The 19,191-nt window shown below is 71.5% G+C and carries 31 protein-coding genes; 28 read left to right on the top strand and 3 right to left on the bottom strand.

What is annotated here, in order from left to right:
* From P1P75_RS17800 to P1P75_RS17700, 21 genes are all read left to right on the top strand, one after another.
* On the top strand, positions 1-531 hold a 531-nt coding region (locus tag P1P75_RS17800), incomplete at its 5' end, for an RRQRL motif-containing zinc-binding protein (RefSeq protein ID WP_319256394.1).
* Positions 532-559: 28 nt separating this feature from the next.
* On the top strand, positions 560-1,081 hold the full coding sequence (locus tag P1P75_RS17795) for a hypothetical protein (RefSeq protein ID WP_319256392.1): 522 nt from the start codon (positions 560-562) through the stop codon (positions 1,079-1,081).
* A gap of 2 nt (positions 1,082-1,083) precedes the next feature.
* Positions 1,084-1,362: a hypothetical protein gene (locus P1P75_RS17790; protein ID WP_319256391.1), complete on the top strand. Its 279-nt coding sequence runs from the start codon at positions 1,084-1,086 to the stop codon at positions 1,360-1,362.
* 96 nt (positions 1,363-1,458) lie between these two features.
* Positions 1,459-1,950 carry a hypothetical protein gene (locus tag P1P75_RS17785; RefSeq protein ID WP_319256389.1) on the top strand — a complete coding sequence of 164 codons (492 nt, stop codon included), beginning with the start codon at positions 1,459-1,461 and terminating at the stop codon, positions 1,948-1,950.
* 130 nt (positions 1,951-2,080) lie between these two features.
* The gene (locus tag P1P75_RS17780) at positions 2,081-2,545 is read left to right on the top strand and encodes a Pycsar system effector family protein (RefSeq protein ID WP_319256386.1); all 465 of its coding nucleotides are present in this window, start codon (positions 2,081-2,083) and stop codon (positions 2,543-2,545) included.
* An 11-nt stretch (positions 2,546-2,556) separates the two neighbouring features.
* Complete coding sequence (locus tag P1P75_RS17775) at positions 2,557-2,895, top strand: hypothetical protein (RefSeq protein ID WP_319256384.1); 339 nt, start codon at positions 2,557-2,559, stop codon at positions 2,893-2,895.
* A complete protein-coding gene (locus tag P1P75_RS17770; RefSeq protein ID WP_319256382.1) occupies positions 2,892-3,221 on the top strand; it encodes a hypothetical protein in 330 nt (109 codons plus the stop codon). The genes P1P75_RS17775 and P1P75_RS17770 overlap by 4 nt, the downstream gene beginning before the upstream one ends.
* Positions 3,222-3,284: 63 nt before the next feature.
* Positions 3,285-3,776 carry an ATP-binding protein gene (locus tag P1P75_RS17765; protein WP_319256380.1) on the top strand — a complete coding sequence of 164 codons (492 nt, stop codon included), beginning with the start codon at positions 3,285-3,287 and terminating at the stop codon, positions 3,774-3,776.
* On the top strand, positions 3,773-3,973 hold the full coding sequence (locus tag P1P75_RS17760) for a hypothetical protein (RefSeq protein ID WP_319256378.1): 201 nt from the start codon (positions 3,773-3,775) through the stop codon (positions 3,971-3,973). The genes P1P75_RS17765 and P1P75_RS17760 overlap by 4 nt, the downstream gene beginning before the upstream one ends.
* Before the next feature lie 10 nt (positions 3,974-3,983).
* Positions 3,984-4,304, top strand: coding sequence for a hypothetical protein (locus P1P75_RS17755; RefSeq protein WP_319256376.1), 321 nt, complete (start codon positions 3,984-3,986; stop codon positions 4,302-4,304).
* Between the two features lie 296 nt (positions 4,305-4,600).
* The gene (locus tag P1P75_RS17750; protein ID WP_319256374.1) at positions 4,601-5,044 is read left to right on the top strand and encodes a hypothetical protein; all 444 of its coding nucleotides are present in this window, start codon (positions 4,601-4,603) and stop codon (positions 5,042-5,044) included.
* A complete protein-coding gene (locus P1P75_RS17745) occupies positions 5,041-5,334 on the top strand; it encodes a hypothetical protein (RefSeq protein ID WP_319256372.1) in 294 nt (97 codons plus the stop codon). Before P1P75_RS17750 ends, P1P75_RS17745 begins: the two co-directional genes overlap by 4 nt.
* Positions 5,335-5,356: 22 nt before the next feature.
* Positions 5,357-5,530, top strand: a complete 174-nt coding sequence (locus P1P75_RS17740) for a hypothetical protein (RefSeq protein WP_319256370.1) — start codon at positions 5,357-5,359, stop codon at positions 5,528-5,530.
* An 11-nt stretch (positions 5,531-5,541) separates the two neighbouring features.
* Positions 5,542-6,396, top strand: a complete 855-nt coding sequence (locus P1P75_RS17735; protein WP_319256368.1) for a histone-like nucleoid-structuring protein Lsr2 — start codon at positions 5,542-5,544, stop codon at positions 6,394-6,396.
* Complete coding sequence (locus P1P75_RS17730) at positions 6,396-6,866, top strand: hypothetical protein (RefSeq protein ID WP_319256366.1); 471 nt, start codon at positions 6,396-6,398, stop codon at positions 6,864-6,866. Before P1P75_RS17735 ends, P1P75_RS17730 begins: the two co-directional genes overlap by 1 nt.
* Positions 6,866-7,045: a hypothetical protein gene (locus P1P75_RS17725; RefSeq protein ID WP_319256364.1), complete on the top strand. Its 180-nt coding sequence runs from the start codon at positions 6,866-6,868 to the stop codon at positions 7,043-7,045. The genes P1P75_RS17730 and P1P75_RS17725 overlap by 1 nt, the downstream gene beginning before the upstream one ends.
* A 93-nt stretch (positions 7,046-7,138) precedes the next feature.
* Positions 7,139-7,663 carry a hypothetical protein gene (locus P1P75_RS17720; protein WP_319256362.1) on the top strand — a complete coding sequence of 175 codons (525 nt, stop codon included), beginning with the start codon at positions 7,139-7,141 and terminating at the stop codon, positions 7,661-7,663.
* Entirely contained in the window at positions 7,660-8,328 is a 669-nt protein-coding gene (locus P1P75_RS17715) for a hypothetical protein (protein WP_319256360.1), read from the top strand. Before P1P75_RS17720 ends, P1P75_RS17715 begins: the two co-directional genes overlap by 4 nt.
* Positions 8,325-8,852, top strand: coding sequence for a hypothetical protein (locus tag P1P75_RS17710; RefSeq protein ID WP_319256358.1), 528 nt, complete (start codon positions 8,325-8,327; stop codon positions 8,850-8,852). Before P1P75_RS17715 ends, P1P75_RS17710 begins: the two co-directional genes overlap by 4 nt.
* Before the next feature lie 249 nt (positions 8,853-9,101).
* Positions 9,102-10,034, top strand: a complete 933-nt coding sequence (locus tag P1P75_RS17705; protein ID WP_319256356.1) for an AAA family ATPase — start codon at positions 9,102-9,104, stop codon at positions 10,032-10,034.
* Positions 10,034-10,969 carry a hypothetical protein gene (locus P1P75_RS17700; protein ID WP_319256354.1) on the top strand — a complete coding sequence of 312 codons (936 nt, stop codon included), beginning with the start codon at positions 10,034-10,036 and terminating at the stop codon, positions 10,967-10,969. The genes P1P75_RS17705 and P1P75_RS17700 overlap by 1 nt, the downstream gene beginning before the upstream one ends.
* 153 nt (positions 10,970-11,122) lie before the next feature.
* Here P1P75_RS17700 and P1P75_RS17695 read toward each other — a convergent pair whose 3' ends face one another.
* A complete protein-coding gene (locus tag P1P75_RS17695; protein WP_319256352.1) occupies positions 11,123-11,413 on the bottom strand; it encodes a hypothetical protein in 291 nt (96 codons plus the stop codon).
* A 359-nt stretch (positions 11,414-11,772) separates the two neighbouring features.
* Between P1P75_RS17695 and mobF the strand changes: the two genes are divergently transcribed.
* Both mobF and P1P75_RS17685 read left to right on the top strand, forming a co-directional pair.
* On the top strand, positions 11,773-13,623 hold the full coding sequence (gene mobF, locus P1P75_RS17690; RefSeq protein WP_319256350.1) for a MobF family relaxase: 1,851 nt from the start codon (positions 11,773-11,775) through the stop codon (positions 13,621-13,623).
* 140 nt (positions 13,624-13,763) lie between these two features.
* Positions 13,764-13,973: a hypothetical protein gene (locus P1P75_RS17685; RefSeq protein WP_319256348.1), complete on the top strand. Its 210-nt coding sequence runs from the start codon at positions 13,764-13,766 to the stop codon at positions 13,971-13,973.
* 647 nt (positions 13,974-14,620) lie between these two features.
* Here the strand turns inward: P1P75_RS17685 and P1P75_RS17680 are convergent.
* Entirely contained in the window at positions 14,621-15,046 is a 426-nt protein-coding gene (locus tag P1P75_RS17680; RefSeq protein ID WP_319256346.1) for a hypothetical protein, read from the bottom strand.
* Between the two features lie 505 nt (positions 15,047-15,551).
* Here P1P75_RS17680 and P1P75_RS17675 point away from each other — a divergent pair.
* From P1P75_RS17675 to P1P75_RS17665, 3 genes are all read left to right on the top strand, one after another.
* Entirely contained in the window at positions 15,552-16,451 is a 900-nt protein-coding gene (locus P1P75_RS17675; protein ID WP_319256344.1) for a replication-relaxation family protein, read from the top strand.
* Between the two features lie 87 nt (positions 16,452-16,538).
* A complete protein-coding gene (locus P1P75_RS17670; protein ID WP_319256342.1) occupies positions 16,539-16,838 on the top strand; it encodes a hypothetical protein in 300 nt (99 codons plus the stop codon).
* A 97-nt stretch (positions 16,839-16,935) separates the two neighbouring features.
* Positions 16,936-17,325, top strand: coding sequence for a hypothetical protein (locus P1P75_RS17665; RefSeq protein ID WP_319256340.1), 390 nt, complete (start codon positions 16,936-16,938; stop codon positions 17,323-17,325).
* Positions 17,326-17,635: 310 nt separating this feature from the next.
* Here the strand turns inward: P1P75_RS17665 and P1P75_RS17660 are convergent, their stop codons facing one another.
* Entirely contained in the window at positions 17,636-17,986 is a 351-nt protein-coding gene (locus P1P75_RS17660; RefSeq protein ID WP_319256338.1) for a hypothetical protein, read from the bottom strand.
* Between the two features lie 121 nt (positions 17,987-18,107).
* On the opposite strand from P1P75_RS17660, the gene P1P75_RS17655 reads away from it, so the two are divergent.
* Both P1P75_RS17655 and P1P75_RS17650 read left to right on the top strand, forming a co-directional pair.
* A complete protein-coding gene (locus P1P75_RS17655) occupies positions 18,108-18,878 on the top strand; it encodes a hypothetical protein (RefSeq protein ID WP_319256335.1) in 771 nt (256 codons plus the stop codon).
* Positions 18,875-19,177, top strand: a complete 303-nt coding sequence (locus tag P1P75_RS17650; RefSeq protein WP_319256333.1) for a hypothetical protein — start codon at positions 18,875-18,877, stop codon at positions 19,175-19,177. The genes P1P75_RS17655 and P1P75_RS17650 overlap by 4 nt, the downstream gene beginning before the upstream one ends.
* Positions 19,178-19,191: the final 14 nt, after the last annotated feature.

The following is a 19,191-nucleotide window of genomic DNA, read 5'->3' as shown; positions in this document are numbered from 1 at the left end:
GCTCCAGGTACCGGGGAGCCGCTACCCGCAGCGTCCCGCCCGGCTCCCCGGTACCTGGAGCAGGTGATGCCCCGCCCCCGGAAGAAGGGGCGCCGCCGCGAGGTCAAGAAGGTGCCGCGCAGCACCGCGACCCTCGAGGAGTACGACCGGCGCAGCTGTCCCGAGGGCCTGGTCACCCGCAGGCAGTTACGGGAGATGGGCCTGAGCCCCGGCGGGCACGGTCCGGTCGCGGTCCTGCGCTGCAAATACTGCGCGTACCGGCCCGACCAGTCGTGCAATCACCCGACCAGGGCCTGGCTCTACAGCGTGGAACTCGCCCGCCCCAAGCGCGTCCCGACGCTCGCGCAGGAAGAGGCGCTGGACCGGGCGATGGCCGCGAGGTCCACCTGCCCGACGTGCCGCCGGAGGTACTACTTCTGCCTCCCGCTGCGCACCCAGGGCCAGTGCGATCCCTGCGCCAGGGGCTACGAGCCCAGCCCCGACACCTACTTCGCTTCCACGGCCCCGGTCACCCACCGGCTGGCCGCCTGATCAACGCACCTCCCGAAGGAGAGTCACTGTGCTGTTCACCCGCCCCGCCCCGGCCCCCGAGACCTGGACGCCAGAGGGCACGCTCGTCTCCCAGCGCTATCGGGCGCTGGAGGGCGCGACCGTCCTCGTCTACACCGCCGACGCCGACCGGGGCACCGCCAAGTACGCCATCGCGTGCCTCGGCTGCACCCATCGCGCCGCGACGAACGCCGCGCACAACCCGATGTCCGAGACGGACGCCGCCAAGGCCGCCAACGTGCACGCGGCCGGATGCCGGTCGATGCCGCGCGGCGTGCCCGCCCGCCCCGGCGAGACCGAGGCCGCCGAAATGATCCGCACCCGGCTGTGGGCACGCCGCTACGGCAAGGCCCCGCACCCGGTGCACATCGCCGACTTCAACGCGATCCGGGTCGACCTCCAGCGCCCCACCGACTGGATCAAGGCGCTGCTGACCGATCTCGCGCAGGCCGACCCCGGCTTCCTCACCGCGACGCCCACCGGCTCCGGCCAGGGCACCCGCTTCACCGTCCAGCCCTTCGACCGGCCCTGACCGTGCGCGCCCGAACCGCCGCCCTGGTCGCGGCCGTCGTGCCCGTCACGGCCGCCGTCGCGCTCAAGGCCGGCCACTGGGAGCTGCACGCCGACCGGCACCGCATCCACCTCACCCCCGTCGCCCGCCGCTCCTGCCCCCACTGCCGGGGCGCGGGCGGCTGGTGGGTCGGCGGCGCGAACCCGGAGATGGAGCCGTGCGGCTGCTGGGCAGATCGGCGCGAGCTGACGCTCCGGCTCCTGCCGCGCCCCACCGTCCCGTACGACGAACCCCCGTTCTGACGGATCCCCGTGCCGCCCCGACCAGCTGACAAGCGCTGGCCGGGGCAGCGCGGAGGACCGGACAGCCCGGTCGCTCCGAAACCGAAGGAGCCGCACATGGCCGAGACCCTCACCCCGCCCACCGTCGCCGCCGGCGCGGACTCGCCGCTCGCCCTCCTCTTCGACATCGCCCTGGAGATCGGCGTGCAGGGCGAGGACGAACAGCGTGACAACGCGGAGACCGCCGCCCTGGACCACGTCTGGAACGTCTACCCCGACACCCTCGGCAAGGCCCTGGACGACGACGACTGGTCCGGCCGGCCCGCCGTGCCGGAGGCCGTGCTGGAGCCGTGCGCCGTTGCCTACCTGGACGGCGGCCTGTGGCTGCACCACACCGTCGACGGCGACCAGGAGCAGGACGCCCTCACCCTCATCGCGCCCTGCACCTGCGGAAACGGATACATCGACACCGTCCTGGACGGCGAGCGCGACCTACTGCAGGTCCTCACCGAACTGCGCGCCACCGGCGGCCGCTTCCCGCACAACAGCGGCTGGCCCGACTGCGACAGCCAGCGCCGTCTGCGCGCCTGGGGCGACGCCCGGCCGTGACAGCGCGAAGGGGCGGCTGGCGCGCTCGTACCGCGCCAGCCGCCCCAACTCCCCTTCGCTCTCTGCGAGATCAGAGGACCTCCAGCATGCACCGTCCCGCCCTTCGCGTTCTGCAAGGAGAACCCTGCTCATGACGACCGCCATGGTCCCCGCCTCCGCGATCGACAAGAACCTGGACACCGCCTGCGCCTCCGTCGCCAGTGAGATCGGACGCACGGACGGCAAGTCGTCCTTACTGCTCGCCTTCAACGGCGCCGTCCTCGCGGGCCTCGCGTCCGTCGCCGACAAGGACCTGCCGCCTGTGACGAAGGTCTGCGGCGCGCTCGCCGTCCTCGCCCTGGGCACGGCCGCCGTGCTGCTGCTCCTGGTCGTCAGGCCCCGCCTGCGCGGCGACGACAAGGCGTCCTTCCCCCACTGGGCGCGCCTGGACGAAGACGAGATCCGCGGCTGCATGGACGGAGACACCCGAGCCGCCCGCATCCGGGTCCTGTCCAACCTCGCCGTACGGAAGTTCACGCACCTGCGGCGCGCGGTCGACCTGTCGCTCGCAGCCCTGGTCCTGCTCGCCCTGGCCGCCGCCGGCGTCGCGCTGTGACGGCGGCCGGAGTGACCCGCACCCGCCTGGACCGCGTCCGCGCATCGGCCGGGATCGCCAAGCTCGCCCTCCAGCAGATCGAGGACGAACTGACCGGCGACATCGGCGCCCAGGAGCTCGCGGAAGTCCTGCGCGAGCTCCACCACGAAGACCACCGCCAAGACGGCGTCTTCGGCTCCCTCGCGCAGCTGCTCACCGTCGCCGGACAGGCCGCCGAACGCATCGAGCCCGACCGCGACGGCGAGATGTCGTGCCCGCTGCACGAAGCCGCCGCGCTCATCACCGAGAACGCCGGCCTCCAGACCTACTACGCCACCCGTGCTCTTGACCCGCAAGGAGAATCCGCATGACGAAGTCCGCGCGTACCTTCGGCCGCACCATCGAGCGCCCGAAGACCGGCTGTCCGTTCGCCGACCGCGTCTCCGGCATGGAGACACCGATGCTCACCGACATGGTCGGGGCCATGTTCCACCTGGAGCACCTGGTGGAGGTCGTCGGCACTCCGGAGCAGGAACTCGCCGCCTACACCGGGCCCAAGACCGCTGAGCACCACCGCGAGTACGTCCTCAGCGCCGCCGCCCGTATCCGCCGCGCGGTGGACCGGCTCACCGCCCCGTACGAGACGGCCACGGCCACGGTCACCGGCACGACCACGGCGGACGACACCGCCGCCTGATCAGCACCCGGCACCCCGGGCCCCGGCCACACGGCCGGGGCCCGCTCCCGTTGAAAGGACGCGATGCAACCGCCGATCCTGCCCGCCGGCGCCGTGTGCGCCTTGGTTGGCCCGCCCGGCTGCGGCAAGTCGACCTTCGCCGCCCGGTACCCCGCCAGCTGGCGCATCTGCCTCGATCTCTACCGCCTGGCCGCGACCGACTCAGAGGCCGACCAGACCGCAACCCCGGTCGCAGCCGAGATCCAGAACCTGCTCCTAGACGCTCGGCTCTCCCGGAATCTCCGCGTGATCCTCGACTCCACCAACGTCATGGCGCACGTGAGAGCCGGACTGCTGGCCCGCGCCCGCTACTGGCAACGCCCCACCACAGCGGTCCTGTTCGACGTCCCGCTCGCCACGGTGGAGGCACAGAACGCCTCCCGCGACCGAGTGGTTCCGGTGCACGTCGTACGCGAACTCCATGAGCTGACGCCCACCCGCGAGCAGCTGCTCGCCGAAGGCTTCGGCACGGTCCACATGGTCTCCGAGCTCGCCACGGTGGGAGCCGGACGGTGAGCCGGGCGGCACCCGGCCCGCACCCTCACCCGCTCACCCCGGCCGATCTCCCGGCCGGTGACGAGTGGTGGCACGGCTGCCCGGACTGCCACCTGCCCATCCAGGGCGGCGCCGGCGGCCTCGCCGCACACCGCCGCACCGTCCACACCCGCGCCGGGGACTCCCGGCGGCCCATCACCATCCGGCTCGACTACTGAGGAGGCCCTCGTGACCGCTTCCGCCCAGCGCATCACCGTCAAGGTCGACATGTTCTCCGCGTTGACCATGTGCTTCACCGCGGACCTCTCCGCGATCGTCGGTGAGGAACCGCCACGCGGCATCACGGCGAACGGCTTCATCGACCTCGTGGAGCGCGCCATGCACGTCTTCGGCGCAGCGAAGCGCGACCACCTGCAGCGCGCCAGCGAGGAACTGGACTACGCGGTCGGCCACCTCACCGACGCACTGACCCTCACCGGGGACGAGAAACGCGATCGGCTGGAGCGGGCGCGCACGCATCTGCGGTACGCCATCGAAACGACCCGCTGACCCCGCGAGTTGAGCGCATTCTGTGCCGCCCCGGACCCCGCTACCTGTCGGGGCCGGGGCGGTCGCAGTGGCCCCTCAACCACGAGAAGCACGAGAGGCCGTGCAGCTGGATCTGCGTCGACGACGCGACTTCGAGCTGTAGATCGACCCCGGGACAGGCGCTCAAGGCGTCCAAACCAGTTCGCCTGCCCCGGGCCTACCCAACCCGTACGAGACGAGAGGGAGATCCCAAGTATGTACTCCGTCCTGCGCGTGCAGGCCCGAATCGGGCAGCGCGCACTGTGGGGGCGAGCCGCATGAGCATCGCCACCCTGCCCGAGGGCGACTGGATCCGCGGCATCACGATCCGCCAGCCCTTCGCGACCTGCATCCTCGCCGGGAAGAGCCCGGAGAACAGGCCCCGGCACTGGCCGTGGCAAGGCTGGGTCCTGATCCACGCCGGAAAGGCGAAGCCGGAGCCCGCCGTGCTGCGCGACCCGCTGGTCGCCACCGCGATCCGTGGCCGCGAGCTGCACCTGGGCGCCGTCATCGGCATCGCCCGCCTCACCGACTGCCACCTGGACCAGGGGCCCAAGCGGTGCACCAGCCCGTGGGCGGAGCGCGACGCGCACCACCTGGTCCTCGAAGACGTCCAGGAGCTCGCTCTGCCCGTGCCCGCCACGGGCGCGCTTCCGGCCTGGAAGCCGACGCCGGACCTGCTGGACCGCGTGTTTCAGCAGCTGCCCGCCTTCCGGCCGTGACCCGCACGGGACGCAAGAACGAGAAGCCGCCGTTCGAGCCGGGCTTGATTCCGCCTCCCGGCGAGCTGCTCGTCTGGCGCGACAACCAGCACTTCGACCGCTGGCAGGACCTCCCCTGCACGTTGTGCGGCCAGCCCACGCCCATGCGCTCCCACTCCGGGGAGCCCGTGCACAAGGTCTGCGCTGAGGACTGGATCGCCGCGCATCCCGCTGAGGCCCGCCGCGGGCGGTTCGCCTCCGACGCCAAGCCAAGGCCCAAGGCCAAAGGCCAAGGCGACAACCACGCCTGAACTCCTCCACCTGGAGGCTCCCTTGAGCAGCACCCAACGCGAGGTGGACCACGCCCTCGCCTACCCCGAGCCGCCCGCTTCCCCGCTCTGGCACCGCCAGGGCGCGAAGGCACGGCCGCTCACCGACGCCCAGAAGCGACGCAACCGCGAGCTGCTGGACCTCGCGCAGCGCAAGCCCCGCACCAGGGCCGCGTAGGAGGGCCAGCCATGTTCACCGACCAGAAAGAGGCCCTCGAAGCGGAGGCCCTCGAACTCATCCCCCTCGGCAGCGACCAGAGCGACGCCGCCTCGCTGGTGGTCGCTCACCAGGCCCGCGACAAGGACGACCTCGCCGACCTGCTGGGCGCGCTCGGACTGCCCTGCGGCGAGGACGACCTCGTACGCCTGCTCCCGCACCTCACCACCCCCGACACCACCCCGACCGGAGATCCGATGCCCGTCAACGCCTTCACCGCCACCGCCGCCTCCATGCTGGCCAACGGCGACAGCCCCGAGCACGTCCGCGAGACGCTCGGACTGTCGGAGACCGAACTCGCCGAAGCCCTCCAGCACACCGAACTGCCCGCCCCCGCCGAAGCCAGCACGGAGGACAGCGCCACCACCCCGGCACAGGAGGCGGCCGCGCCGGCCCCCGTCAGCACGACGGACGCCGACCAGATCGAGGCCCTGCTCGCGTGGGCGGAGAACCATGGCACCGCCAGCATCCGCAACCGGGCTGCCCGCGTCCGCAGCGACCTCACCGAGCTGACCGAACGCCGCGCCACCGACGCGGCTCAGCGGGAGGCAGAGGAGCGAGTCGCCAGCGCCAAGGCCGAACTCGAGGCCGCGCAGGCACAGCTGCGCAAGGTGAAGGCCGGCGGCCGCGCCGACACCGAGGACCAGGCCCCCGCCCCCGTGGCCCCGGCCCCGACCGGCAGGCGCAGCAGCGAAGAACTGGCCGCGATCCGGACCTGGGCGCGCGCCAACGGTCACCAGGTCGCCGACCGGGGCACCCCGGCCAAGAAGGTCCTGGACGCCTACGACGCCGCCCACCGCACCACCTCCCTGGCGGAGGCGAGCTGATGGACACCAAGCCCCTCACCGTCGACGGCTTCCTCGACACCGTCCCCACACGCGGCGACGCGCCGTACACCGCACGGTTCCAGCTGGTCGTCTCGCCCACCGACGACGTCGTGGACGACGTGATCTGGTCCTGCACGACCAGCAAACCCGGGATCGCGCACGCGCTGCTCACCGAGATCCAGCCCGGCGACCTGCTGCACGTCTCCGGCCTCCTCACCCAGCCCGACAGCGCGACGGAGGCCGCTCGGCTCACCGTCGATTCGCTGGAGGTTCTGGCCACCGCACCGGCGCGGGCCCTGAAGGAGATGGTCCTCGACCGGTACGGCGACTACGTCGTGGTGTTCGACGCCGACACCGACGCCGTGCCCGTCTTCACCGCCCTCGGGCAGTGGGTCGGCACGGCGGAGAGTCCCGACGCCATCGGCACGCTGATCGAGATCCACGAGCGCGTGAACGGCGGCGATACGTGATGGCCACGACCACCGCGCAGTCCCGCACCGTCATGGAGCGGTTCCCCGCTGGAGGCCCGCGCGGTTCGTGGCCGGTGGAAGAGTACGCGGCCGCCCAGCGCGCCCAGGGCCGCGACGCCCAGGTCGTGATGGACCTCGGCAGCGACCAGTTCCTCGTGGTCACCGACAACCCCCAGTAGTGCCACCCCGGAGCGCCGCGCCCGGCCTATCCCGGCCGGGCGCGGCGCTCCCCCGTTCCCACCCTTCATCAGCACACCCAGGAGGTTCCCTCCGTGTTATCCACCCTTGGCCCCGCCGTTCTCGCCATCGTCGCCACGCTGTTGGGCGCGATCGTGTCCGGCCGCTTCCAGGAGCGCGCCGCCGAACGGACCGTGCGCGTCAACCACGGCGAGTCGATCCGCCGCGACCGCCTGGAGGCCGTCACCGCGCTGGCCTGCGCCGCCAGCGACCACCGCACGACGATGTGGAGGCGCGGCGACGCTGTCCTCAAGCGCGCCGGCACCGAGCGGATCGAAGCCCTGCGCAGCGAGAGCCACATGACCCGCAGCGCGGTCACCCGCCCGCTGGTCGCCCTGCGAGTCCTCATCGAGGACCAGGCCGTGCGCGCCGCAGCCGACCGCATGATCACGCTCACGTACGCGATGCGGAACGCGTACGCCACCAGCGAGGAACTGACCGCAGCCCGCGAGGCCGCGAAGGTCGCCCACGACGACTTCGTGAACACCGCAGCCCGCTACCTCAGCCCGGCCTCACCGGCGAGGGCTCACTTCACCCCCGAGCAGGAGTCCACCCGATGAAGCGTCTCTTCCGCCGCTGCGGCCACGCGCCCGGCGCCATCTCCCCCGAGGACCAGGCCGCCGTCGACCAGTTCCGCGCGTTGCTCGCCGCACTGCGCGACCCGGAGCCCTGGACCCCTGGCCACTGCCAGGACATCGCCGTCCGGGTCGGCCCGTGGATCGAGCGTGCCCGCACCCGGCCGGGCGACGACCACGGGCCCGACATCATCGCCGTCGCCCTGCAACACCCCGGCGGCTCGTACACGCCCTACGGCGAGCGCTACCGGCGGCTGGGCTGGCTGCGCTGCGAGACGACCACGATCCTCGGGGTATGGAACCCGGCCTTCGCGTCGCTCACTCACGCAGCGGCGGGCCTGGACCTTCCGGATGACGTCGGCATGGCGCCGGCGAACTACGGCGTCCATGTCGAAGCCCGGCGAGCGGACAACACCGGCTACACGCTGCTCCGCCTCGGTCCCTACTTCCAGACCTGGCTCGCCAGCCATGACGCCGACCGCCTCAACACCGAACTGGCGGGCAGGGCGGCCACCGTCATGCCCGGATACACGGTCACCGCGAAGGCTGCGCCGTTCGACGTCAGCGACCACGAGAGCTACGACGACCCGTACGCGACCGACGCCGCCGTGCTCCTGGCGGCCGCCATCGCTCGGGAGGTGTCGGCGTGACAACGGCCTTGTACGAGATCGAGACCAGCGAGGCCGACGACGGCACGGCGGTCCCCGCCGAAGGGATCTGGACTCCCGGCGAGGACGTCAAGGAGTACGGCTTCCTTGCCTACAGCGGCCTGCACATCACAGGCATCGGAGGGCCGGCGGACGACGACGCCTACCCGGCCGCCTTCGTCGCCCTCGGGCATCAGATGTGGTCCGCCGTCATCGAGGCCGCGGCGGCCTACATGGACCACGTCCACGGCTGGCGGAGCCTCCACCTCTACCCAGGCGACGACCCGGCGGAGGTCATCCCCCGCATTCCGCGCGCCGTCCACACACACGCCGTGATCCTCAGTCATCCACACCCCGAGCACCCCTGCGGATGCGAATGGGAGAACACCTGGCGGCTGATCTACGCCCCCGGCACCGAGCCCGGCGCCATCCCGATCACTGTCATGCGACACCCCGCCGCCAGGTCGACCGCATCAGCGATACCCAGCCCCGACCACGGGGCCGTGCCCGCAACCTGGGCTCCCTGACTGGCAGCGCTCTACCCCTGAAGCCCTGTCCCCCGGCACACGCCGGGGGACAGGGCTTTTTTTGTTTCCGGGTCCGAGAAGCGTCAACTCCGCACTGTCTTCCACTCGATGGATCATGAGCCCAGACGCCGACTCCCCAATTGGGGAGTGATGCCCGCTAGCCAGTCCTGCCAAGGGTTTCGGGTATGCCAAGATGCCTGTGCCGCGCACGGTGCGGCCCACGCATGAGTAACGAGGAAGGGCACCCCCGTGCTGAACCAGAGCGCAGCGCAGCCGATCGAACCTCCTGAGGGAAGTACCGCCGTCGGCACGGGGAAGGGCGGCGTCGGCAAGAGCACTGTGGCCGCGCACCTCGCCGGTGAATCGGCGGCGGCCGGAAACCGGACCCTCCTCATCTGCGTGACCGGGCAGGACGACGATGACCTTGGCATCAAGCGGTTCAACCGCGGCATTCACCCGGAGGGTCCTTCCGTCATAGACGGTGAGGGTCTTTACAGCGCCATCCACGACCGCACACCGCTCCGGCCGATCCGTGAAGTACGCCCGAACCTGGACGTGATGCCGGGCGGGCCCAAGGTCGGCGAGATCGACGGACTCCTGATGCTGCGCACGCTCCAGGAAGGCGCGGGCGTCGTCATGTCCCTCGCCCAGGCACTGGCCCCGATCGCGCCTCTCTACGACCGCGTCATCTTCGACAGCGCCCCGGAGAAGGACTCCCTGGAGCAGCTGGTGCTGGCCGCCGCGCAATACCTCATCGTGCCGACCCGCTCCGACGATTCCTCGGTCCGAGGCATGGAGCGCATCAGCAAGAACTTCAAGCTCGTGAAGAGCCAGGTGAATCCCCGCCTGCAGATGGCCGGAGCCTTCCTCTACGGCTCGAACCGCGCCGCGACCTTGATGCACGCCGCTGTCTTCGACGACATCCGCAAGGCTCTGGGCGAAGGCACACCGATCCTGAACACGATCGTGGGCTACCGCGAGGTCCCCGCCCGCAACGCCCGCAAGAAGGGGCTGCTGTTCGGCGAGTACGCCGACCTGCTCCCGACGACCGCGACGCCGTACGACGTGAAGGCCGGCCGTGCCACTTCGGCTGATGTCGTCCCGGACACGATCATCCCGCTGGCCAAAGAGATGCGGGAGCTGAACCAGGAAATCTTCGACCACACCAGGAGGATGGCCTGATGGGCCTGTTCGACGTCGACGAAGAAGCCCAGCAAGGCCAGGGCGCGGGAGGTCTCTTCAGCGGAGGCTTGGCCGCAGCAGCCAGCACGGCGAGCGTCGTGGTCAAGCCGCTGCCCGGCACCGCCCTCTCCTTGATCCCCGCGCCGTACCAGCCCCACGGCGAGGATGAACTCTCCGACCAGGAGAAGCAGGACCTCGAAGCCTGCAAGGCCGGGGTGGACAACCTCCGCAACGCCTTCTGGATCGCCGGGAAGTCGTTCGAGACCATGAGCACGGCGAAGCTGCACCGCGAAGAGAACCCGAACTTCGCTGAGTGGGTCTGGATCAACTGGGAGGTCTCCGAGTCCCAGCTGTACCGGCTCATCGACGAATGGCGCGTCGGCGAGGCGCTCGCCAACCTCGGACACAAGCCGCTGGAGTCGCAGGTCCGCAAGCTGGTCGAAGTGCGCCGCCAAACCAGCGACAAGATCGCCATCACGGTCTACGACACCATCGCCCGATGCGTACCCCGCGTCACGGGCCAGATCGTCGAAAAGGTGGTGGACAGGCTCGGCTTCCTGCCGAAGGACGCGAACGCCGCCGACGTCGGCCGCCGCGTCCGTGAGCTCCTGGAGACCCCAGAGGAGACGTCCGACGACACTGGCAAGGACGACGACGTCCCCGACATCAGCTCTCTCGGGAAGGACTCCCCAAATGGGGAGTCGAGCCCGGCGACCAGTAATAGCAAGGCCGACCTCCTCGCGACGAAGGACATCGAGCGTCTGGAGGCTGCGCTCGCGGCTCTCCAGGAGGCAGCGAAGAAGGTGAACAAGGCGGCGGTGCGGCGGGCAGTCGAAGGGCAGCCGGACGTCGCCGTCCCGCTCATCCAGGAGATCGGGTCGACTCTCCAGCAGATCGACAGGGCCGTGGCGATCAGGCTCCCGAAGCCGGAGTAGCCTTCCGCATCGCAGCGAAGAACCGAGGGCCGGTTTCCCGAACTGGGGAAACCGGCCCTCGGTAGTCCTGGGCGCTTCAATTGAAGCGCTCTTGTTCGAATGGTTCGAACGATCGCGTTCCAATTGGAACGCTGCCATCTCCCCACCCCCTCGTCACGGTCCGGTGAGGATGTCGTGGGTGCCGATGCGGCGCCAGATGACGTGCCGCGCGCCGCGGACTATCTCGGGCCCGTACTGCCAGGTGGCCCGCCCGTTCCCAGCCCAGGTGAGCTCGAAGACGCCGGGCGCGCACCGCACGCCCTTTACGCGGAGGCCGGCGCGGAAGTGGCCGGTGCGCAGGTCGTCGACGAAGGCGTTGACGGCCTGGCGGAAGCGGCGGCGCTGTTCGGGGGTGAGGCGGTCCAGGTCGGTGGTGAAGCGGGGCGTGGCCTCGTAGGTCGGCACGTCGGTCCTCCAGGCAGCACGAAGCCCCCGGGGTTGCCGGGGGCGGTGGGTGTCTTGCTCGGGGTGAAGGTGGTCGGTGACGTGATGCGGGGCGGAACGTCTTTGGTTGGTGGTCGGTGGAGTTGTACGTAGGTAGGCGCGTCTTGACGGTGGAGTCGTCTGCTGGCGGTTTTCGGGGTGTGTGAGGCGTGTGTGACGGGGTGTCGCGCAGGATTTGCATGGCTTCGTGGTGTCCGCAGGGCGGGCGCGACGTTGTCGCCGGCGCCCGCTGTGCGGGATCGGCCGTGAAGTTGCGGTGAACCTTCCCGCCCCACGGGATCGCTCTTTTTCGCAGGTCAGAGCCGGTGTTCGCTGCCGGGATGATCAGTGTTGCGAAGGTTCAAAGGCGTAATGCCTGGCGGTACTACGTGCGCGGAGTCGCGTTCGGGGACGGGCGTCGTCCCGTCGGCCAGGCGCTGAAGGACGCGCAGGCGATGGCCGGCCTTCCGCCTGGGAGGTGGTTGGGGCGCGGCCTGGCCGCGCTCGGGCTCACCGCCGGGCAGACGGTGACGGAGCGGCAGATGGAGCTGCTGTTCGGGGAAGGCCGGCACCCGGACGCCGACCGTATGGAGCGCAAGCTCCTGGATGACGGCGCCGACCCGGAGACGGCGCGGCTGGCCACGGTCCTCGGTCAGCCGATCGAAGAGATCGAGCAGCGCAAGCAGAAGCCGCTGCTCGCGCTGGACTTCGTGTTCCGGCCGCAGGCGTCACTGGTCGTGCTGTGGGCGCTGGGGGATGCCAGGACGCGGTGGGTCATCGAGCGGGCGCACAAGCGGGCCGTCGGCAAGACGCTGCGCTGGCTGGAGGTTGAGGTCGCGGAGACCCGGTGGGCGTCCGGCCGTCAGCGTGCGAAGGCCCCGGCCCTGGTCGTCGCGGCGTTCCGGCACTACGACAACAGGAACGGATTTCCCCTCCTGCACGAGCACTGCCTGATCGTGAACCGGGTGCAGCGCCCGGACGGCTCCTGGTACGCGCTGGACACGGTCCGGCTCTACAAGCACATCGTGGCCGCCGACACGCTGTACACCCTGGAGATGACCACCGAGGTGTGCGAGAAGCTCGGGCTGGCGACCGTGCCCAGGGAGGTGACGCCGGGCCTGCGCCCGGTGATGGAGATAGCCGGGGTCGACCAGGAGCTCATCGACTGGTCCTCCACCCGCCGCCGGCGGATCGAGGACGTCCTCGAGGGCATCACCGACGAGTACGTGAAGAAGCACGGTCATCTGCCCGGCGAGCGAGCCCGCCACGGTCTGGCGTGGTGGGCGGCGCAGGAGACCCGCCCGGACAAGAAGACCCCGCGCCCCCTGGGCCAGCTGCTCGCGTGGTGGCGCGTGTCCGCGCTCCTGAAGTTCGGGCCGCGGATGGTCGACGGGCTGCTTCAGCGGTGCCAGGCGGCCGGTGCGGCGATCCGGGCCCGGGTGGGGCCATGGGTGGACACCGCGCTCGCCATCGTCGACGTCGCCGCGGTCGTCTTCACCGTGCGCGGGATCTTCTCCCGCCGCCACGTCCTGGCCGAAGCGCGGCGGCATCTGCTGGAGACCCTGCGCGGCCGCGCCTATGTGCCCGGCATCGACAGCCACATTGCCGACCGGGCCCTGGAGCGCTACGGCCGTCAGCTCACCGTGCCCCAGAAGGGCCGGCGGACCCCGGCCCCGGATCAGCTCTCCTACACCGCCGACTTCACCTGGCCCATCCGCTGGTGGATCGCGGGCACCGACGGGAAGCCGCCGCGTGAGTCGACCCGGTACGAGCGGGCCCGGGTCGCCAGCCTCGCCCTGCAGAACGCGATCCGCGCCGCCCTCACCGCACCGCCCGCCGTACGGGACGAAGCGCCGGCCGCGCCGCACGCCGTCGACCACCCGGGCCGGGACGCCGCTCCAACTCCGGCGCAGCGGGCCGCTGCCATCCAGGCCCACCAGGAGGCCGCGATGCCGCAGGAGTACCTGGAGGGCCGCACGACGGACCCCGCGACGTGGGCGACCTCGCCGCAGAACCTCGCCCGTATCGCCGCGATCACCCGCGCGTCCGAGGCCCGCGGCCGCACGGTCGAAGAGCAGGCGGACCAGACGAGGCAGGCGGACCAGGCCCCGGCCGCCGACCCGGGCAGCCAGCAGCAGCACCACCCGGCGCAGCCGGATCAGGGCAGGGGAGCGGGCGGCCACGGCCGCTGAGGGAGACCGGAGCCCGCCCGGCGGAACGGACGGCGAAGTCGTCGGGCCAACTGCCGGGACGCGGCCGGGACGCACGCTCTGGAGGCGGCGGGGACGGGCGAGGGTGCGGGGGACCGACCCGCCGAAGCATGGAGGCCCGCATGGTTGACCCGATCCCGCCGTACCTCTCGCCGGAGCGCCTGAAGCACCTTCAGCAGCTCGCCGACGCGTCCCGACTGCGCATAGCGCAGCGCGCGGCGCTGTATCCGTCTCTGGAGCCTCCGCCGGTCCGGCGCCGCTCGCGGCAGTACCCCGGTGGCCGACCGAACCCGTGGCGGTCCGCGCGCCTGCGCCGACGCCGCCAGCGGTGAGTGCGGGACATCCCGGCATCCGGTGCGCGCACCGACGATGTTCGTGCGCCCGCCGCGCACCGCGCCGCGCACATCGGGTGCGCACGGCCAGCCGCGCCGCGCGCACCGGCCCGCGCACCGGCGATGTCGTGCACTCCGCCCGGACGTACCGGTGCGCACCGCGATGTCCGCGAGAGTGCCCGGCACTCCCTGGTGCGCATGCGCTGAGTGACGGTGCGCGGGGCCGGTGCCGCCGGATGCGCACCCCTTGTCCAAAAGGCCCGCGCCGGATGCGCACCCCTTGTCGAGTTGAGAATCAACCCTTGTCGTGGTCGAAGGTTCCGACGTTCTTCCTAGACCACGTTCGCTACCGTCCGCATCGTCCCCTTATGTGTGCGCGATGCTGTGCACCGAGGGGAGAACTCTCCCTCCCGCACCCGCTCTTGGGCCCTTCACGCTGCGTGAACCGGTGCGCGGTGCGGTGCGCACTCCCGCACGGCGATGCGCACGCCGCGCGGGAATCACCTGCACCGTGCGCACCGGGCCGGGACTGAACCGCACCGCTGGTGGGGAAGTGCGTTGCCTTGTGCACTACACATCGCACCGGTGCGCACTCAGGTGCGGTCGGCGACATCAAGGACGACGTCGCCGGCCGCCGTGCCGGAATCTCAGACCGTGGTCAGCCCGTATCCGCTGCCGACATTGCCGCGGACGTCGGCCAGGAACTGGGAGACCTGGTCGACCTCCTGCATGCACTCGATCAGGAACCCCGCCGCGATCCAGGCGGCCTGCGCCCCGCCACCGGCCAGGCACCAGCGCTTGAGGTACCGGCTGGCCACGGCCACCAGCTGTCCGAGGACGTACCCGGACTCGCAGTCGGTGTGCTCATCGGGCACGACGCTGATGTAGTCGGCCAGTAGCAGCGCGCCGAACTCGCCGACCAGCACCGCCAGCTCCTGGCCGTCGGCGTGGAACTCCGCGAGCGCGGCCTTGTCCTGCTCGCTGTCCTGGTACAGCCAGACCAGCTCCACATAGTCGGCGGCCCGCGCGATCTGCTCCGGGGCAAGCTGGGGCACCGTCGACGTCGTCTCCATGACGCTTCCTCACTGTTCGCACGCTGGGCGCCTGCTGCACCCGGCCGAACCCCTACGGTGCAGCCCCTGGCCTGTGGATAGATTTCGGAGCCGGGGCGGGGCGCTGCTCGTGACGTCGGTCACGGACGAACCGTCTCGCCAAGGGGTGGCCAAGGGCCATAACGGACACCCGGGAGCGGTGGCCGTCAGGTCGCGGACAAGGGGGGCTCTCCCACGGTGGCTCCGGCCCGTACGCCTCGCGTGTGCGGGCCGGACCTGTCACCGATCCGGCCGCGTACGGCCGGAGAATCCCGAGGACGCGATGACCACCGCACCCCTCCCGCCCGTCCCGCCGACGCCGCCGACCGGGTCGGACAGTGCTGCGACAGCGAGCCCCGCAACGAGCCCTGCGGCAAGCCACGCGCCCAGCCCCGCAGCTCCGAGCCGCCGTCTGGCGGTTGTCGCTGATCAGACCCCCTGTCGCCCCGTCCCGGCCGGTTGCAACTCCTCTTCTCCCAGTACTGATGTGCCTGGAGAAGCGTCCCGGGCCCGGAAGACGGCGGCGGCGAAGGCCGGCGCGGACATCCGCGGCGAGGTCCTGCTCACCCTCGCCCAGCTGCGCCTGGCCACGCCCCGCCAGCTCAAGGCACTGCTGCTGCCGCACCAGCAGGACACCGACCACGTCCGTCGTGCGCTGCGCAACCTGCGCGACGAATCCCCGGCCCTGGTCGGCCGGACCCACCGCGCCCAGCAGAGCTACTGGTACTGCACCCCGGCGGGCCTCGCCGAAGCCGCCGCTTCCGGTGAGCTCGCGCCTAGGGGCGGCCGGACCACCGGGAAGCGCATCGCCGCCAGCAAGACGGGTCTTCGGGAACACGGCCTCGCGCTGGTCGACACCGTCGTCGCCTTCCACCAGGCGGAGGCGGCCGACTGCGCCGACTGGCTGGTGGAAGTCGCCCACCCCACTCCGGCCGGGAACCTGGTGCCCGACGGCGTGGTGCTCCTGGCCGACGGCTCCAGCGCGTTCGTGGAGATCGACCGCACGATGTCCTACGCCCGCCTTCTCGCCAAGCTGGAGCGCTACGACGCCTACCGCAACGCGCCGGCGAGTGGGCGCGGGAACGCCGCCCGGGCCCCGCGCAGCCACTGGCAGGAGACCTACGCCGGGCCGTCCCTGGACCGGCCCTTCCCGCCGGTGCTGTTCGTCTTCGCCCCCGCTCCGCGCCGCGCGGCCCCGGACACCCGTGAATCGGCATTCCACCAGCGCGCTCAGCACGTCCACGGCGTGAACTACCGGATCATCGTGGCGACCACGACGCTGGAGCAGCTGAACCGGCAGGGGCCCGATGAGCCGGTGTGGCGAGTGGCCGGCCGCGGCGCGGGGGAGGACCGCTGCTCTTTGGACGCTTTGCCGAAGGCTCGGTGAGCACGGCGTGCGGTGCCCGGCCCTTCACCCAGGCCGGGCACGCCGTCCACGCCCCCGGCTGTCGGTGGCGGCTGGAAGGCTGGTCGGATGAACGCCGATGACGAGCAGCTGCTGCGCGGCCGGGTGTACGGCCACGACCACGACGCGCCCAACCCTGGCCCGCTGCCCCACCAGACGTACGCCGCCCTCATAGGCGGGCCGCTGGACGGCCTGCTGCTGGACATCACGGGATGGCGGCCGGAGGAAGTCGACGACGGCGCCGCCCTGTCCACCGAACTGTCGCGGTGGCCCGGCGGCCGCGCCCTGTACGACCCGAACCCCGGCGAGCCCCGCACGCCCGGCCCCGGTGTGATGTGCCGCTTCTACTACTCCGGCGACACGCCCTGACCATCGCCCCGACCACGACCCCGACCATGGGCCCGAGCACCCCGACCACAGGCCCGACCACGGCTGGTCAGCGCGGTGCCGAGTAGGGTCCGGGAACATGGCGACCCTCGAGGCGGTGCTGGCGGCGCTGACCGAACTGCGCACTGAACTGGAAGCACACGACTGGCAGCCGGATGAGTACGACCACCTCCTGGCGACCGCGATGCAGGCAGAAGGCGGGGCGAGCGCGCACGCCGTACGCGTCGGGCTGCGCGCGGCCGGCCCGAAGGTCTCCCACGGGCGGCTCGCACCGGTCGCGACGCGATGCGCGGCGATCCTGGACTCTCCGACCCGTGCCGCGTCGCAGGACGGAGCCGAACTGCGGCTCGCCCTGGACGACGTCCTGGGCTTGGTCGTGCGCGCGACCCGCGACCAGCACCAGGTCGTGGGCACCGATCGCAGGGCGCCCGGCAGCCGCTGCACCCCACAAGGCCCCGGGTTGCGGTAGGTGTTGCGGTAGATGTTGCGCGAAGTGTTGCGCTGAGTGTTGCGCTGAGTGTTGCGGTAGGTGTTGCGCAGGCCGTCACAGTGCCCTGGAGTCCGCCCAGGTCACCACGGGCGTACGGCGTGGTCGGGCCGCTGACATCCCCGTTGCGACCCCCTTTCGCCCATGCCCTGGCTGGAGTTGAGGAGTGGGAGGGCGGGATGGGCGGCGTGGACGCTGCCGGGGATCGGGGCGCGCTCGCCGGTGTTGCGCGCCGGGCGGGCCGCCGCGCCGGGGCCGCCGACGGTGCGGCAGTCAGGGAAGCGGTCGGCGGCTAGCTGGAGGCGTCGGCCATCTGCTGCTCGTGGTGGTGCTTGAGCGCGGTACGTGCCGCGAGGACGTCGGCCGCGGTGAACTCGCTCCAGAACGCGTGCGTGACGATCGTCCCGGCGAGTTCGAGCTCCCGCGCCCGTAGCCGGGCGATCTCCGCCGCGTCCTGGGGGTCCCAGCCGGGGGAGGCGGGGCGGGACGACTGCCGCCAGGCGTTCTCGTGCGTCTCCCACGCGTCCAGCGGTTCGGCCGACCACGGCACCCGCCGGTAGACCGTCTGCAGATCAGCGCGGACCTGACGGAGTTCGTCCTGAGCGTCGGTCAGGTCCTGGGGGAAGTCGTACGAAGCTGCCACGAGCCAAAGGTACTGCCGTTCGAACCGCGCTCCGGTCTGCCACACAGCCGGGTGCCCGGGTGCTCTGCCGCGTCCAGGGCGCGGCCCACATCGAGCAGCAGCGCTCCGATACGGTCACGCCATGACCGACGCCCTGCGCCCTCCCCAAACCACTTGGGAATACTGCCTGTCCGCCGCTGACGAGCTGGTGCTGTGGCACATGCGGCAGGGCGAGGACGTCCCGGAAACCGACCGCCCCCGGGTGGTGACGCTGATCGGCGCCGCCGCGTACGGCCTGGCCTCCAGCATCTCCATGGAAGGGCCCGGGGTCGCCGGACTGCCGCTCACCGGCCCCGATGAGAGCCGGTCCGCCAGCGTCCGGGGCGTCCTGCAGCACCACGCCCTGGCCGCCCTCCAGACGTGCCCGTACGAAGTCCTGGGCGCTGCCGAGCGCGAACAGCTGCTTGCCGCGTACGGCAGCCGCACGTTCGACCTCGCGCGGGAGACGGCCCTCGCAGTGATCACCCACCACGCCCGGTCCTCCGGGGAGACGGGGCAGCCCCACCCGACCATCAGGGACCGCGCGCCCGCGATGGCCGCCGCCCCGGCGGCCGGAGCCAGGGTGGACGTCGAAGAGGCCCGCAGCCGCCAGCAGTTCCTGAAGGCGGCCGGGGCGATCTGGGTCGTCTACGACGGAGGTCTCAGCCGTCTGCCCGTCGTCTGTACCCGGTGCCAGGCCCGCACCGGCCTGACGCTCCAGGCCGACGCCGAAGCCGGGAGCGTCCGCGTCATCTGCCCGGACCGCCACACCACCCACGACCACCGCCTCACGATCGCCGGGGTACAGGAAGCAATCGCCCTCGGGCGGGCGCCCGGCTCCGAGGACATCGAGATCACAGGAGCGACGGCATGACCGATTTCCCCGGCCCCAACCCGATGCACGGCGACACGGTTGAGCTCATGGCCAGCACCTTCGTGGCGACCATCACCGGGAAGATCACGTCGCGGGGTGTCCTGGTTGACGGTCGCGGGTTCGTTGAGCTCGTTCTGCCCGACGGCGACCCGCAGCAGCGGCGCGACCTGGAGCGAGCCGGGCGGTATCAGTACCGCCTCTACGACGGCGGCACGCTGCTCTACTCGTCTCCGGACCTGCAAGTCCGTGAGACCCGGCGGGAGAGTGACGGGGCGCTGGTGGTCATGGGATCCCCCTGATCCCCGTACCTCTT

The organism is Streptomyces sp. ID05-39B (assembly GCF_033794725.1).
GTDB lineage: Bacteria > Actinomycetota > Actinomycetes > Streptomycetales > Streptomycetaceae > Streptomyces > Streptomyces bobili.
This window is presented reverse-complemented; position numbering and strand designations above follow the sequence as displayed.